Below are 15434 nucleotides of genomic sequence, written 5' to 3'. Positions count from 1 at the left end.
GTCTGGGCCAGCCGCGGCTGACGCCCCTCCGCCACGACGCCCCCCGGTCCGGGGACCAGGGGGCGTCGTGGCGGAGGGGCGTCAGCCGCGGCTGGCCCAGACCGCGCGGCGGCTGTCGTACTCGACGAGGTTGCCGTCGTCCTGCATGACGAGCTTGTAGGGGCCGACCGACGCGGCGGGCGGGACGACCGACCATCCGCTCGTCGTCTCGGTGCCCACGGCGATCTGGCCGCTGGTGTCGAGGGCGAAGAAGCCGCCTGCGCGGGTGGTCTTCGACGCCCAGATCGGGCCGTTCTTGCCGTAGACGACGAAGTTGCCGTCCGCCTGCATCACCGCTCGGTAGACGCCGTTCGCGGAGCGGAGGAAGCTGCCCGCCTCGAGCGAGTTCGCCGCGTAGAGCGTCGTCGAGGGGAAGGCGGCCTGGCTGGTCCAGATCACGTCGTCGGACGGGTTCACGATGATCAGCGAGCCGGCGTTGTTGATGCCCAGGCGGAGGTCCTTGCCGCGCGTGCCCGAGAACCACTTGACGGAGCCGTCGGAGCCGTAGATGACGGCGTTGCCGTCCTTCTGCATGGTGATGCGGTTGCCGGAGCCGCCGGTGCCGGTGCCCCAGACGGCGCCCTGGGGGCCGTAGCCGACGAAGTTGCCGTCGTTCTGCATGACGGCGATGAAGCGGCCGTCGGCGGAGGTGAGCTGGTGGACGGGGCGGAGGGTCTGCTCCGTGAACAGCGTGTCGGTCACCGGCTCGGCGATGACGCGGCGGACGCTGCTCGCCCAGGCGGGCGAGCCGTTCTCGCGGTAGACGACGAGGTTGCCGTCGGGCTGCATGATCACCGAGGCTCCCGCCTCGTTGATCGTGTTCGTGCTCCACACGGGGCCGCCCTTGGCGGAGTAGACGACCATGTTGCCGTCGGTCTGCATGACCAGGTGGTCGCCGCGGCCCTGGGTGTTCGTGGCGAAGGTGGGGCGGCCCTGCGGGTCGTAGACCACGGCGTTGCCGTCGGTCTGCATCCGGAACGAGTAGCCGTTCGTGCCCGAGACGATCCGCTGTCCGGCGGCCAGCTCCTCGCCGCCGACGAGGGCGTTGTAGTAGCTGACGGCCGCGCGGGCGGTCTGCTGGGCGGCCTCGGGCGACTCGCTCGCGGGGGCGAGGCCGGTCGGCGCCTCCTCGGAGGAGGAGAGGGGCTTCTGCGGGTTCTCCGCGGCGAGGGCCGGGGTCGCGCCGAAGAGCAGGGCACCGGTCGCGACGAGCGCGATCAGCCCGGAGGCGAGGGGGCGGGGGGAGGGGGAACGCGTCATCGCAGGACTTTCTCGAGTGGCCGGCGGGGGCCGGAAGAGGGGGTACTCGATGCTCGCACGGCGGACGCACGACTGCGACCGGAACGGGGGCCCTCCGTCTGGGGGACGCGCGGGAGCTGAGGTCCTCCGCGGGTCAGAGCGCCGGGAGAGGCCGCCTGAGAGCGTCCAGCCGCTTCCGCCAGGCGTCCAGGCGGCCCGGCTCCGCGGCGAGCGCCGGTCCGTCCGCCCAGGCGGTCGCCAGCCGCAGACCGTGCAGGGCGTTGGCCGTCCAGACCTCACGGCCCTCGAGCGACTCCGGCTCGGCGGGGGCCTCGATCACGTCCACGCCGAGCGCGCCGGCGAGCACCGAGACGGTGCGAGCCGTCACGCTGCGCACGCGCGTACTCGTCGCCGGAGGGACGACCAGCGCATCGCCCAGCCACCACAGGATCGCGCTGCTCGCTCCGTCGATGACGGCGCCGTCGGCGTCGAGCAGCACGGCCTCGTCCGCTCCCGCGGCGTGCGCGCGCGTCCGCAGGAGGGCGAGACGTGCGATGTCCGGCCCCTTCCAGGACGGCGTCCGGCGCGGATCCACGGGGCTCGTCCACAGCACCACGGCGCGGGTCGTCGGCGGGGCGGATCGCAGCCGGAGCCGCAGGGCGCCTCCCGAGAGCTCGACGCGGGGGAAGGAGCGGCCCTCGCGGGGCAGGGCGGCGATCGCGGCGTGGAGGAACGGCTCGACGTCCGGGTGCCCGCCCGCCGAAGCGACGGAGGCGGCGAACCGCTCGCGGTGCAGGTCGAGCCCGCGGACGCGTCCCTCGTCCACCAGCCAGGAGTCGGCCGCGTCCAGGGAGGTGCCGGGCGGCTCGGGAACGCTCGTCAGGGCCCGCCCGTCCCACTCCCGAACCTGCTCGCCGTCCACGACCGCCTACGCTAGCCCAGTGGTCTCGGAGGATCGGCACGTCCGCTCGATCGAGCTGCCCTGGGTCGATCCGGAGCTCGCGCACCACGCCCTGTTCGCCACGGCCGAGGCGTCGTTCTGGCTCGACTCGGGCCTCGGAGCGACGAGCGGCCGCTCCTACCTCGGCGCGTGCGCCCGCGGGGACGTGCTCCTCGTCGAGGCCGGCGGCGACGTGGCGGCGGCGCTCGCCGCGGTCGACGACGAGGCCCCCGCGGGCGACCGCGCGCTCGGCCGCTACGGCTGGATCTCCTACGAGGCGGGAGCCGCCTCCGTCTCCCTGCCCTCGGCGCCGACCGGCCCCGCGGATCCGCCGGCCCTCGCCCTGCTCCGGGGCGACCCCGTGCTCGAGTTCGACCACGGCACCCGGACCGTCCGCCTGGTCGCCACGGGAGACGTGCAGGAGCTCACCGCGCGCCTGCTCGAGCTCGTCGGCGCGCCCGCACCCGCGGACCCCGCGGATCCCGAGCCCGCCGGCGACCCGGTCCGCCGCCACTCCGCCGCCGAGTACACGGCGCTGATCGGCCGCTGCCAGGAGGCTATCCGCGCGGGGGACGCCTACCAGCTCTGCCTCACCGACGAGATCGTCGTCGAGGGCCGGTTCGATCCGGTCGAGGCGTACCGTCGCCTCCGCCGCTCCAGCCCGAGCCATCACGGCGGGCTGATCCGCCTCGACCCGCTCGCGCTCGTCAGCGCCTCGCCCGAGCGGTTCCTCACCGGCGGGGCCGACGGACGCGTCGCCACGCATCCCATCAAGGGCACGCGCCCCCGGGGCCGGGACGCCGACGAGGACCGCGCGCTCCGGGACGAGCTCGTCTCGAGCGTGAAGGAGCGGGCCGAGAACGTGATGATCGTGGACCTCGTCCGCAACGACCTCGCCCGGATCGCCGCCCCCGGCTCCGTCGTCGTCGACCGCCTGCTCGAGGTGGAGAGCTACCCGCACGTCCACCAGCTGGTCAGCGAGGTCTCGGCCCGCCGCGCGCCGAGCGTCGGGATCGCCGAGCTGATCGCGGCCCTCTTCCCGGCCGGCTCGATGACGGGAGCGCCCAAGCGCCGGGCGGTGGAGCTGCTGCGGGAGTGGGAGGGCGGTCCCCGCGGCGTCTACTCCGGCGCCTTCGGCCGCCTGGGCTCGGACGGCTCGCTGGACCTCGCGATGACCATCCGCACCCTCGTGCTCGACGGCGAGCGCGCCCGCCTGGGGACCGGCGGCGGCATCACCGCGCTCTCGGTGCCGGAGGAGGAGGTCGAGGAGACGCGGCTGAAGGCGCGGGCGCTCCTCGCGGTGCTGGGCGCCGCCGAGGAGTGAGCGGGCGCCGCGTTCGTCTGCCGTGCGCGCGGGGCCAGTAGGGTTGATGGTCGAACGCAGCCGCCCACGCGTGCGCGTTCTCCCCCTCCTTCAGAAGTGAGAAGCACCTGTGGCAGAAGACACCTCCCGGCAGACCGGCGCGAGCGACGAGGAGCGCTACGACTTCCGAGCGCTCCAGGAGAAGTGGCTCCCGATCTGGGAGGAGACGCGCCCGTTCGCGACGGACGACCCCGACGACAAGCGCCCCCGCAAGTACGTGCTCGACATGTTCCCGTACCCCTCGGGCGACCTGCACATGGGCCACGCCGAGGCGTACGCGCTCGGAGACGTGATCGCGCGCTACTGGCGCCAGCAGGGCTTCAACGTCCTCCACCCGATCGGCTGGGACAGCTTCGGCCTGCCCGCCGAGAACGCCGCGATCAAGCGCGGGCTGAACCCGGTCACCTGGACCTACGACAACATCGAGCAGCAGAAGCGCTCGATGAAGCGCTACGCCGCGTCCTTCGACTGGGACCGCGTGCTGCACACCTCCGACCCCGAGTACTACAAGTGGAACCAGTGGCTGTTCCTCAAGATGTACGAGAAGGGCCTCGCCTACCGCAAGGACAGCTGGGTCAACTGGGACCCGGTGGACCAGACGGTCCTGGCGAACGAGCAGGTCCTCGCGGACGGCACCTCCGAGCGCTCCGGCGCGGTCGTGGTCAAGAAGAAGCTCACGCAGTGGTACTTCAAGATCACCGACTACGCCGACCGGCTGCTCGACGACCTGAACCAGCTCGAGGGATCCTGGCCGTCGAAGGTCATCGCCATGCAGCGCAACTGGATCGGCCGCTCCATCGGCGCCGACGTCGAGTTCGAGATCGAGGGCCGCGACGAGCGCGTCACCGTCTTCACCACGCGCCCCGACACGCTCTACGGGGCGACCTTCATGGTCGTCGCGCCCGACTCCGACCTCGCCTCCGAGCTGGTCGAGGGCTCCGAGCCCGCGATCCGCGACGCGTTCCGCAGCTACCTCGAGACGGTGCAGAAGTCGAGCGAGATCGAGCGCCTGACCGCCGACCGCCCCAAGACCGGCGTGTTCCTCGGCCGCTACGCGGTGAACCCCGTGAACGGCGAGCGGCTGCCGATCTGGGCCGCCGACTACGTCCTCTCGGACTACGGCCACGGAGCCGTCATGGCCGTGCCCGCGCACGACCAGCGCGACCTCGACTTCGCCCGCGCCTTCGACCTGCCCGTGCGCGTGGTCGTCGACACCAACGCGTCCGTCACCGGGGCGATCCCGGTCATCCCGGAGGACCCGGAGGAGCTGGCCGCGCTCGAGAAGGAGTACTCGCTCGACCCCGCCACGACCGGCGAGGCGCTGACCGGCGACGGCCGCCTGATCAACTCCGGGCCGCTCGACGGGCTCTCCAAGCGCACCGCCATCGAGCGCGTCATCAGGATGCTCGAGGAGCGCGGCCGCGGCCGCTCGGCCAAGAACTACCGCCTGCGCGACTGGCTGATCTCGCGTCAGCGCTACTGGGGCACCCCCATCCCGATCATCCACGGAGCCGACGGCGAGCTCGTGCCGGTTCCCGAGGACCAGCTGCCCGTCGTCCTGCCCTCCACCGACGGTCTCGACCTGCAGCCGAAGGGCTCGTCGCCGCTCGGAGCGGCGGAGGACTGGGTGAACGTGCCGCACCCGGTGGACGGCTCGCCCGCGCGCCGCGACCCGGACACGATGGACACCTTCGTCGACTCCTCGTGGTACTTCCTCCGCTTCCTCTCGCCGAAGGACGACACGCAGGCCTTCGATCCGAAGCTCGCCGAGAAGTGGGCGCCCGTCGACCAGTACGTCGGGGGCGTGACGCACGCGATCCTGCACCTGCTGTACGCGCGCTTCATCACCAAGGTGCTGTTCGACCTGGGCTACGTGTCGTTCACGGAGCCGTTCACGGCGCTGCTGAACCAGGGCATGGTGCAGATGGACGGCGCGGCGATGTCCAAGTCGAAGGGCAACATCGTCCGCCTCTCGGACCAGCTGGACGAGTTCGGCGTCGACGCCGTGCGCCTGACGATGGCGTTCGCCGGCCCGCCCGAGGACGACATCGACTGGGCCGACGTCTCCCCCGGCGGCAGCGCGAAGTTCCTCGCCCGCGCCTGGCGCCTGGCGAAGGACGTCACCTCGAGGCCCGACGTCGAGTGGAAGTCGGGCGACGCGGCTCTGCGCCGCCAGACCCACCGCTTCCTCGCGGAGTCCCCGTCGCTGATCGAGGCGTTCAAGTTCAACGTCGTGGTCGCGCGGCTGATGGAGCTCGTCAACGCGACCCGCAAGGTCGTCGACTCGGGCGCCGGGGCCGGGGACCCCGCGGTCCGCGAGGCGGTCGAGGTGGTCGCGATGGCTCTCAACCTGTTCGCGCCGTACACGGCCGAGGACATGTGGCACCGTCTGGGCTACGAGGGCACCGTCGCGCACGCGCTGTGGCGCAAGGCCGACCCGTCGCTGCTGGTCGAGGAGAAGGTCACGGCGATCCTGCAGGTCGACGGCAAGGTCCGCGACCGGCTCGAGGTCTCGCCGAAGATCTCCTCCGACGAGCTCGAGGAGAAGGCGCGGGCCACGGCCGGCGTCGCCCGGGCTCTCGTCGGCCGCGAGGTCGTGAAGGCGATCGTGCGGGCGCCGCGCCTGGTGAACCTGGTGACGAAGGCGGTCTAGCCGCCGATCCGTCCCGACGGGGCTCCTCCTCTCGCAGGAGGGGCCCCGTCGTCCGTCCTGCCGGTGCTGCTCTCTCCTCCACAGGGAGGCGATCTGGCGGGCTGTCCCCGGATCGGTGTCGGCGGCCGCGCCGGGCGGTGACGCGGGTCCTACCGTCGGCGGATGCCAGAGACCAGCGGGACGGACGACGAGCAGCTGACGGCGCTGCTGCGGCCCCGCCGCGCCCGCCCGCGCTGGCGCGTGGGAGTGGGAGCGGCGGTCGTGCTCGTCATCGGCGCCGCGGTGGTCGCGGTGCTGCTCGCGGGAGCGCGGTCGAGCGGTCATGAGCGGGTCCTGGAGCCCGCCGTGTCGACGAGCGCGCCCGCTGCTGCGGCGGTCGAGTCGCTGTACGTGCACGTGGCCGGCGAGGTCGCCTCTCCGGGGCTGTACGTTCTGTCGCAGGAGGCGCGGGTGGCGGACGCGGTCGCCGCCGCCGGAGGGTTCCAGGAGTCGGCGGAGCGCGCGGCGGTCAACCTGGCCCGGAGGCTCGTGGACGGCGAGCAGATCGTCGTGCCGGCCGTGGGAGCGGCGCCGGCCGCGGCGGGAGCGGCTCCGGGCGGGGCCGCTCGAGGAGGAGCCTCCGCCGCCGGATCCGTGCTGAGCCTGAGCACGGCGACGGCGGCCCAGCTGGAGGAGCTGCCCGAGATCGGCCCGGCGACCGCGAAGAAGATCGTCGCCCACCGGGAGGCGAACGGCCCGTTCTCCTCCGTCGACCAGCTGCTCGAGGTCCCCGGGATCGGCGAGAAGACGCTCACCGCGTTCCGCGAACAGGTCGCGCCGTGAGGAGCGTGCGGGCGGCGGACCTGCGGCTCCTGCCGGCAGCGGTGGCCGCCTGGACCACCGCGTGGGCGGCCGGGATGCTGCCGGTCGCGGCGGTGCTCGACGGGGGCCTCTCGTGGTGCGCCGCGGGCTGGGTGCTGCTCGGGGCGGCGTGCGTCCTGCTCCGGCGCGGCCTCGGCGGGCGGCTGGTCGGAGCGGTGCTCGTCGGGGGCGCGGGTGCCGCCCTCGCCCTCACCTCCGTGGTCGCCGCGGCGCCCGGTGACCACCCGGCGTCGCTGCGGGAGGCCCAGGAGGATCGCGCCCTCACCCCGGTCACCGTGCGCGTCGACACGGGTGCCCGACCGCTCGCGACCGGGGGAGTGTGGTTCGACGCGACGGCGCTGCGGGTGGGAGACGCGTCGACCGCGGCCCCCGTCCGCGTGCTGCTCGCCGATCCCGGCGGTCGGCTGCCGGTGGGCGCCGAGCTCGACCTCCAGGCGCGCGCTGCGGCGCAGGAGGGGCCCGTCGGCGAGGCGACGATGCTGAGGGCGGCGTCCGTCGAGGACCGGCGCGGTCCCGGGGGAGCGGCGGCCGTCGCGGAGGTGCTGCGCTCGCGCTTCCTCGAGCGCGCGGCGCTGGTCGGCGGCGACGTGGCGGGGCTGCTGCCGGGCCTCGCGACCGGCGACACGTCCGCGCTCGACGCGGGGCTCGAGGAGGCGATGCGCACCGCGTCGCTCACCCACCTGACCGCCGTCTCGGGCGCCAACTGCGCCGTGGTGGTGGTCGCCGGCTGGACGATCGCGGCGCTCCTCGGCGCCGGGCGCCGCCTCCGGACCGTCGCCGCCCTCGCCCTGCTCGCCGGCTTCGTCGTGCTGGTGACCCCCGAGCCGAGCGTGGTGCGGGCCGCGATGATGGCGACGGTGGTCCTCCTCGCGCGGCTCGGGCGTCGCTCCGGAGCGGCCGTGCCCGCCCTGCTCGCGACCGTCGTCGTGCTCGTGGCCGCCGACCCCTCGATCGCGGGGAGGCTCGGCTTCGTGCTGTCCGTCCTCGCCACCGCCGGACTCCTGCTGCTCGCCGAGCCGATCGCGGGCGCTCTCGGTCGAGTGCTGCCCCGGCCTCTCGCCCTGCTGCTCGCGGTGCCGACCGCGGCGCAGCTCGCCTGCCAGCCCGTGCTGCTGCTCGTGGACCCGTCGGTGCCGGTGTACGGAGTGCTCGCCAACCTGCTCGCCGAGCCCGCGGCACCCGCCGCGACCGGGCTCGGGCTCATCGGCTGCCTGCTCGCTCCCTGGTGGGACGGAGCCGCCGACGCGGCGATCCGGCTCGCCGCCGTCCCCGCCTGGTGGATCGCCTCGATCGCCCGCGCCGTCGACTCGTGGCCCGCCCCGAGGATCGCCTGGTGGCCCGGAGTGGGAGGAGCGCTCGCGCTCACCGTGCTGACCCTGCTCGGTCTCGTGCTGGTCACGCAGTCACCGCGGCTCGCGCGGGTGCGCCGGATCGCCGCCGTCGGGCTGGCGTGCGCGATCGCCGCCGCCGGCGGCACCACCGTCGCCACGCCGCTCCTCCGCGCCGCCTCGGTTCCCGAGGACTGGCGTGTCGCGATGTGCGACGTCGGGCAGGGCGACGCGGTCCTCCTCCGCGGAGACGCGGGCGTGCTGCTCGTCGACACGGGGCCCGAGCCCGCACCGCTCGAGGCCTGCCTCCGCCTGATGGGGGTGGACCGGATCCCGCTGCTGGTTCTCACTCACTACGACCTCGACCACGTCGGCGGGCTCCAGACCGTCCTCGGACGGACCGACGCCGCGCTCGTCGGGCCCGCCGCGGGCCGCGACGACGAGCGCGACCGGGCGGCGCTCACCGGCGCGGGGGTCGCCGTGCAGGAGGCGGTCCGCGGCGACAGCGGCGCGCTCGGCTCGCTGCGCTGGCGGGTCGAGTGGCCGGAGCGGCGGAGCGCGCTGCGGGGCAACGAGGCGAGCGTGACCCTCCGGGTCGACATCGGCGCGGACGCCCGCGGCGGCCCGCTCTCCGTCGCACTCCTGGGCGACCTCGGCGAGCAGGAGCAGGGGCGCGTCTCCCGGCTGCCGGTCGGCCGGGTCGACGTCGTCAAGGTCGCGCATCACGGCTCCGCCGACCAGTCGCCCGCCCTCTACGACGCGCTCGGCGCGAGCGTCGGGCTGATCTCCGTCGGGGCGGAGAACGACTACGGACATCCGAATCCGTCGCTCCTCGCTCTGCTGGCCGAGCGCGGGGTCGAGGCGCTGAGGTCGGATGTCGAGGGTACGGTCGTGCTCGCGTCCCGCAGCGACGGGATCGCGGTCTGGGTGAGCGGCGCGACGGCTCCCGCGGCGTCCTCGGGGCGCCGTGAGCGGGCCGTAGGGTGGAGGGCGCTCGGACGGGCGCGTCACGGAAGGACACGGCATGGCAGGCAGGGCCCCGGCGCGCGCGAAGGCAGCGCCCTCGAAGGCGGCGATCCCGCAGCTCGCCTGGAACCAGACCCGGCCGGCGCCGATCGTGCTGATCACCGGCCCGGAGCAGTTCCTCGCCGACCGCGCGCTGCGCTTCCTCCGTGAGTTCCTCCGGGCCGAGGATCCGAGCCTCGAGGTCAGCGACATCGACGCCGGCGGCTACGCGCCGGGGGAGCTACTGACGCTCGCGAGCCCGTCCCTCTTCGACGAGCCCCGCCTCATCCGCGTCTCGAATGTCGAGAAGTGCACGGACGCGTTCCTCCTCGAGACCCTCGACTACCTCTCGGCGCCCGCGGACGGGGCGACCCTGGTGCTCCGCCACGGCGGCGGCAACCGGGGCAAGAAGCTCCTCGACGCCATCCGCTCGGGCACGGGCGGCGGCATCGAGATCGTCTGCGCCGAGCTCAAGCGCGAGAGCGACAAGGTCGACTTCGCGATCGCCGAGTTCCGCACCGCCGGCCGCACGGCGACCACCGGTGCCGTCCGAGCCCTGGTGTCTGCCTTCTCCGACGACCTCGACGAGCTCGCGTCGGCGTGCCAGCAGCTGCTGTCCGACGTCACCGGCGAGATCACCGAGGCGACCGTCGCGAAGTACTACGGCGGCCGCGTCGAGACCACGGCCTTCACCGTCGCCGACTCGGCGATCGCGGGCCGTCACGGCGAGGCGCTGCTCGGGCTCCGCCACGCCCTCGCCTCCGGTGCCGACCCGGTACCGATCGTCGCCGCGTTCGCGAGCAAGCTGCGGACCATGGCGAAGGTCGCCGGCTCGCGCGAGGGCTCGGGCCAGGTCGCCTCGCGTCTGGGCCTCGCTCCGTGGCAGGTGGACCGGGCCCGGCGCGACCTGCAGGGCTGGACCGGCGAGGGCCTCGGCACCGCGATCCTGACGGTCGCCGACGCCGACGCGAACGTGAAGGGCGCCACCCGCGACCCCGTGTACGCCCTCGAGCGCATGGTCTCCGTCGTGTCCGCCCGGGGCCTCTGACCCGCCCGAAAGACCCTGCGCCCGCGATCCGCACCGACCTCGTCCCCTGCGGTTCTCGATACGCCGCTCCGCGGCCGCTCGACCAGCAGTGAGGGGATCACCTCCCCTCGCAGGGTCGCACCGCGGCCGACGAAGAGTCGGACGACGACCCCGCAGGGTCACCGGCGATCCGCGTGCGAGCGGATCGTCGTACCCGGAACGGAACCCGCTCCTCCCACTGCGACCATGCGCGGAAGCCGACTGCGCGACGGGCGACGAGGCACGAGGAGCCCGTCGAGATCGGTACGGCCCACCGGCGATCCGCGTGTCAGCGGATCGTCGTACCCGGAACGCTCCCCGCTCCTCCCACCGCGACCACCCCTGTAAGCCGACCGCGCGACGGGCGACGAGGAACGAGGAGCCCGTCGAGAACGGTAGGGCCCACCGGCGATCCGCGTGCGAGCGGATCGTCGTACCTTGAACGCTCCCCGCTCCTCCCACCGCGACCGTCATGAGACCCGACCGCGCCACGTCCGATGGACGACGTAGCGTCGCCCGTCGACCTCGCAGGGTCACCGGTGATCCGCGTGCGAGCGGATCGTCGTACCCGGAACGAAACCCGCTCCTCCCACCGCGACCACCCCTGTAAGCCGACCGCGCGACGGCCGACGAGGAACGAGGAGGCCGTCGACCGCGAAGCTGCAACGACGAAGGGCCCGGCCAATGGCCGGACCCTTCGTCGTTGCAGCTTCGCGCAGTACTACAGCGCGGCGACCTGCTTCGCGATGGCCGACTTGCGGTTCGCGGCCTGGTTCTTGTGGATGACGCCCTTGCTGGCGGCCTTGTCGAGCTTCTTGGCGGCGAAGGCGAGGGCGGTGCCGGCCTTCTCGGTGTCGCCGGCGGCGATGGCGGTGTGGACCGAGCGGATGGCGGTCTTCAGCTCGCTCTTGACGGCCTTGTTGCGCTCGTTCGCCTTCTTGTTGGTGAGGTTGCGCTTGATCTGCGACTTGATGTTTGCCACGTGGATTACCTTCTTCTCGGATGTGCGTGTGTGCAGCCGGCTACTCGACGGAGTGCCCCTTCCGCGGGCGTCTGAACGCCCTGCGGTGCGACTGGAGGTCGCCGGCTTCTGATCACTCCACGCCTGCCGGGTGTCCGGAGGGGGAGCGCAAGCCAACAAGGAACTTTAGCGCACCCGTCGTCACCCTTCAACCGCGCCGCGCCCGCGGGTGCGGCGCCGTCCGGGTCGGGGCCGCCGGGGCGACACGCCGGGGGAGGCGGACCGCCGTGGCGTCTCGCGGCCCGGGCCCGCCGGTAACGTGACGCCGGTGCCCCGTCTCGCCGATCACCTCTCCGCGGTGCCGCCCTCGGGCATCCGCCACCTGTTCGAGATCGCGCTGCGGCTCGACGGAGTGACGCTCCTCGCGGTGGGCGAGCCCGACGTGCCGACCGCGCCGCACATCATCGAGGCGGCCCGGGCGGCGTGGGCGGCCGACGACACCCGCTACGGGCCCAACGGCGGCGTCCCCGAGCTCCGGCGGGCCATCGTGGAGAAGCTGGCGCGAGACAACGGCATCGAGGCGGACGTCGAGCAGGTCTGGGTGACCGTCGGCGCCACGCAGGCGCTGCACCAGGCGATGACGCTCCTGCTCGGGCCCGGCGACGAGGTGCTCATCCCCGACCCGGGCTACACCGTCTTCACGACCAACGCGCGGACCATCGGCGCCGTCCCCGTGCCGTACACGCTGCGCGCTGAGAACGCCTTCCTCCCCGATCCCGAGGAGGTCCAGCGCCTGATCACCGACCGGACCCGCGTCCTGATCGTCAACAGCCCGTCCAACCCGCTCGGCGTGGTGTTCCCGAGGGAGGTCCTCGAGCGCCTGCTCGACATCGCCCGGCGCCACGACCTGTGGGTGCTCAGCGACGAGGTCTACGAGTACTTCACCTACGGGCGCCCGCACGTGAGCCTCGCGGCGATCGCGCAGGAGCGCGGGGACGACGCCGACCGCGTCCTCAGCGTCTTCTCCTTCTCGAAGACCTACGCGATGACCGGCGTCCGCGTCGGCTACCTCGTGACGCCTCCCGGCTTCACGTCGATCATGGTCACGGTGCAGGAGGCGGCGATCAGCTGCGTCGCCACTCCGGACCAGCGCGCCGCCCTCGCCGCTCTGACCGGGCCGCAGGACGCGGTGGCCGCCGCCTCCGACCACTACCTCGCCAACCTGCGGCTCGCGACGGGCGTGCTCGACGAGCGGGGGATCGCCTACCGCGAGCCCGAGGGCGCGTTCTACCTGTGGATCGACATGGCGCACGCGACCGGAGGGGACGTCGCCTCCTGGGTCGAGTCGTTCCTCCTCGAGACCCTCGTCGCCGTCGCTCCCGGCAGCGCCTTCGGCCGCACCGGCGAGGGCTGGATCCGCGTCTGCCTCGCCGCGGATCCCGCCGCGCTCGAGCACGGGCTGCGCGCCCTCCCGGCCCCGGTGCGCGGATGAGCGCCGCCGAGGTGCTGGTCCGGCGCGTCCGGGCCCAGGAGTACGACGAGGTCTCGCGCCTGCGGCTCGCCGCCTACGCCCACGACTACGAGCTGGGGGAGGAGTACGCCGCCGACGTCGCCGCGGTCGCCCGGCACGACGTCGAGGGCGAGGTCTGGGTCGCCGTCGAGGGCGACGGGCGGATCCTCGCCACGGTCACCACCGCGCGCCCGGGCGCGAACCTGTACGAGCTCGGGCGCCCCGGCGAGCTGGACTGGCGGCTGCTCGCCGTCGCCCCGGAGGCACGTGGGCGGGGTCTCGGGCGGCTGCTCACCGAGTTCGTCGTGATGCTCGCCGCCGAGCGGGGCCTCCAGCGGGTCGTGATGAACAGCGGCACGCTGATGACCACCGCGCACGGCCTCTACGAGAGCATGGGCTTCGTCCGCCTCGGCGAGCGGGAGAACCCGCCCGGCGTCGAGCCCACCCGCACCTACGGACTCGATCTGTAGCCGCCGGTCCCGGCCTCCGCCGCCGGGCATGGGACACTGGTCCCACGATGTCTCCACGTGCACACTCCGGGCTCGAGCCCGCCGCGACCGATCCGGCGTCCATCCGCAACTTCTGCATCATCGCCCACATCGACCACGGCAAGTCCACCCTCGCCGACCGGATGCTCGGCATCACGGGTGTCGTCGAGGACCGGGCGATGCGCGCGCAGTACCTCGACCGCATGGACATCGAGCGCGAGCGCGGCATCACGATCAAGTCGCAGGCCGTGCGGATGCCGTGGGAGCGCGACGGGCGCACGTTCGCCCTGAACATGATCGACACTCCGGGCCACGTCGACTTCTCCTACGAGGTCAGCCGCTCGCTGGCGGCCTGCGAGGGCGCGATCCTCCTGGTCGACGCGGCGCAGGGCATCGAGGCCCAGACGCTCGCGAACCTCTACCTCGCGCTCGAGAACGACCTCACGATCATCCCGGTCCTGAACAAGATCGACCTGCCGGCCGCGGATCCCGAGAAGTACGCGAAGGAGCTCGCGAGCCTGATCGGCGGCGACCCGGACGACGTCCTCCGCGTCTCCGGCAAGACCGGCATGGGCGTCGAGGCGCTGCTCGACCGCGTCACCGAGCTCATCCCGCCGCCCGTCGGCGACCCCTCCGCCCCTGCGCGCGCCATGATCTTCGACTCCGTGTACGACGCCTACCGCGGGGTGGTCACCTACGTCCGGATGATCGACGGCAAGCTCTCGCCGCGCGAGAAGATCCAGATGATGTCGACCCGCGCCACGCACGAGATCCTCGAGATCGGCGTGTCGAGCCCCGAGCCCGTCGCGACACAGGGTCTCGCGGTCGGCGAGGTGGGCTACCTGATCACCGGTGTGAAGGACGTGCGCCAGTCGAAGGTCGGCGACACCGTCACCACGGCGTCCAAGCCCGCGACGCAGGCGCTGCCCGGCTACACCGAGCCGCTCCCGATGGTGTTCTCGGGCCTGTACCCGATCGACGGCAGCGACTACCCGGACCTGCGCGAGGCCCTCGACAAGCTCAAGCTCTCGGACGCGGCGCTCGTCTACGAGCCCGAGACGTCGGTGGCGCTCGGCTTCGGCTTCCGCTGCGGCTTCCTCGGCCTCCTGCACCTCGAGATCATCACCGAGCGCCTGCAGCGCGAATTCGGTCTCGACCTCATCACCACGGCGCCCTCGGTCATCTACGAGGTCTCGACGGAGGACAAGAAGACCGTCACCGTCACGAACCCGAGCGAGTTCCCCGTCGGGAAGATCGCCGCCGTCACGGAGCCGATCGTCAAGGCCGCGATCCTCGCGCCGAAGGACTACGTCGGCACGATCATGGAGCTCTGCCAGAGCCGCCGCGGGACCCTGATCGGCATGGAGTACCTGGGCGAGGACCGGGTCGAGATCCGCTACCACATGCCCCTCGGCGAGATCGTCTTCGACTTCTTCGACAACCTCAAGTCAAAGACCGCCGGCTACGCCTCGCTCGACTACGAGCCCGCCGGCTCGCAGGAGGCCGACCTCGTGAAGGTCGACATCCTGCTGCAGGGCGAGCAGGTCGACGCGTTCAGCGCGATCGTGCACCGGGAGAAGGCCTACGCCTACGGCGTGCTGATGACGGGGCGCCTGCGCAAGCTGATCCCGCGTCAGCAGTTCGAGGTGCCGATCCAGGCCGCCATCGGCGCCCGGATCATCGCCCGCGAGTCGATCAGCGCGATGCGCAAGGACGTCCTCGCCAAGTGCTACGGCGGCGACATCACCCGCAAGCGCAAGCTCCTCGAGAAGCAGAAGGAGGGCAAGAAGCGGATGAAGATGGTCGGCCGCGTCGAGGTCCCCCAGGAGGCGTTCATCGCCGCGCTCTCGGGTGACGTCGAGACCAAGGACAAGAAGTAGCGCGAGCCCCGTCGCCGCCGTAGCACTTGGCGAGGACGTCCTTGCGCATCGCGCTGATCGACTCGCGGGCGATGATCCGGGCGCCGATGGCGGCCTGGATC

General features: G+C 73.0%; 11 protein-coding genes and 1 pseudogene. 8 read left to right on the top strand and 4 right to left on the bottom strand.

Annotated elements, in window-relative coordinates:
• Positions 1 to 81 precede the first annotated feature (81 nt).
• Together C5C95_RS16320 and C5C95_RS16315 are read right to left on the bottom strand one after the other, a co-directional pair.
• A complete protein-coding gene (locus C5C95_RS16320; protein WP_104324861.1) occupies positions 82 to 1299 on the bottom strand; it encodes a hypothetical protein in 1218 nt (405 codons plus the stop codon).
• Between the two features lie 133 nt (positions 1300 to 1432).
• Entirely contained in the window at positions 1433 to 2200 is a 768-nt protein-coding gene (locus C5C95_RS16315) for an aminotransferase class IV (RefSeq protein ID WP_258072687.1), read from the bottom strand.
• Positions 2201 to 2219: 19 nt separating this feature from the next.
• On the opposite strand from C5C95_RS16315, the gene pabB reads away from it, so the two are divergent.
• The 5 genes from pabB to holA all read left to right on the top strand — a co-directional run bounded on the left by pabB (position 2220) and on the right by holA (position 10476).
• A complete protein-coding gene (gene pabB, locus C5C95_RS16310; protein ID WP_104324860.1) occupies positions 2220 to 3542 on the top strand; it encodes an aminodeoxychorismate synthase component I in 1323 nt (440 codons plus the stop codon).
• Positions 3543 to 3651: 109 nt separating this feature from the next.
• Positions 3652 to 6234 carry a leucine--tRNA ligase gene (gene leuS, locus C5C95_RS16305; RefSeq protein ID WP_104225642.1) on the top strand — a complete coding sequence of 861 codons (2583 nt, stop codon included), beginning with the start codon at positions 3652 to 3654 and terminating at the stop codon, positions 6232 to 6234.
• Between the two features lie 162 nt (positions 6235 to 6396).
• Positions 6397 to 7056 carry a ComEA family DNA-binding protein gene (locus C5C95_RS16300; protein ID WP_104324859.1) on the top strand — a complete coding sequence of 220 codons (660 nt, stop codon included), beginning with the start codon at positions 6397 to 6399 and terminating at the stop codon, positions 7054 to 7056.
• Positions 7053 to 9599 (top strand): ComEC/Rec2 family competence protein, encoded by a 2547-nt coding sequence (locus C5C95_RS16295; protein ID WP_146087110.1) that lies wholly within the window; start codon positions 7053 to 7055, stop codon positions 9597 to 9599. The genes C5C95_RS16300 and C5C95_RS16295 overlap by 4 nt, the downstream gene beginning before the upstream one ends.
• Positions 9499 to 10476 carry a DNA polymerase III subunit delta gene (gene holA / locus C5C95_RS17925; protein WP_258059737.1) on the top strand — a complete coding sequence of 326 codons (978 nt, stop codon included), beginning with the start codon at positions 9499 to 9501 and terminating at the stop codon, positions 10474 to 10476. The genes C5C95_RS16295 and holA overlap by 101 nt, the downstream gene beginning before the upstream one ends.
• A 739-nt stretch (positions 10477 to 11215) precedes the next feature.
• On the opposite strand, the gene rpsT is transcribed toward holA, so the two are convergent.
• Positions 11216 to 11476, bottom strand: coding sequence for a 30S ribosomal protein S20 (rpsT, locus tag C5C95_RS16285; RefSeq protein WP_097165711.1), 261 nt, complete (start codon positions 11474 to 11476; stop codon positions 11216 to 11218).
• Positions 11477 to 11783: 307 nt separating this feature from the next.
• Here rpsT and C5C95_RS16280 point away from each other — a divergent pair, with 307 nt between their 5' ends.
• Genes C5C95_RS16280 through lepA form a run of 3 tightly spaced genes read left to right on the top strand, consistent with a single transcriptional unit; the run spans position 11784 to position 15333 of the window.
• Complete coding sequence (locus C5C95_RS16280; protein ID WP_104324857.1) at positions 11784 to 12947, top strand: pyridoxal phosphate-dependent aminotransferase; 1164 nt, start codon at positions 11784 to 11786, stop codon at positions 12945 to 12947.
• A complete protein-coding gene (locus tag C5C95_RS16275; RefSeq protein ID WP_104318020.1) occupies positions 12944 to 13435 on the top strand; it encodes a GNAT family N-acetyltransferase in 492 nt (163 codons plus the stop codon). Before C5C95_RS16280 ends, C5C95_RS16275 begins: the two co-directional genes overlap by 4 nt.
• A gap of 47 nt (positions 13436 to 13482) precedes the next feature.
• Complete coding sequence (lepA, locus tag C5C95_RS16270) at positions 13483 to 15333, top strand: translation elongation factor 4 (RefSeq protein WP_104223127.1); 1851 nt, start codon at positions 13483 to 13485, stop codon at positions 15331 to 15333.
• Between the two features lies 1 nt (position 15334).
• Here the strand turns inward: lepA and C5C95_RS18025 are convergent.
• Positions 15335 to 15434: pseudogene (locus C5C95_RS18025) on the bottom strand (hypothetical protein); the annotation flags it as partial.

This window comes from Rathayibacter sp. AY1B7 (genome assembly GCF_002932735.1).
Classification (GTDB): Bacteria; Actinomycetota; Actinomycetes; order Actinomycetales; family Microbacteriaceae; genus Rathayibacter.
Note: the sequence above shows the minus strand (reverse complement) of the source record. Positions and strands in the feature narration are given on the sequence as shown.

Coding starts and splice junctions, on each gene's coding strand:
- C5C95_RS16320 (WP_104324861.1), bottom strand. CDS start 1,299: ATGACGCGTTCCCCCTCCCCCCGCCCCCTCGCCTCCGGGCTGATCGCG.
- C5C95_RS16300 (WP_104324859.1), top strand. CDS start 6,397: ATGCCAGAGACCAGCGGGACGGACGACGAGCAGCTGACGGCGCTGCTG.
- C5C95_RS16275 (WP_104318020.1), top strand. CDS start 12,944: ATGAGCGCCGCCGAGGTGCTGGTCCGGCGCGTCCGGGCCCAGGAGTAC.
- lepA (WP_104223127.1), top strand. CDS start 13,483: ATGTCTCCACGTGCACACTCCGGGCTCGAGCCCGCCGCGACCGATCCG.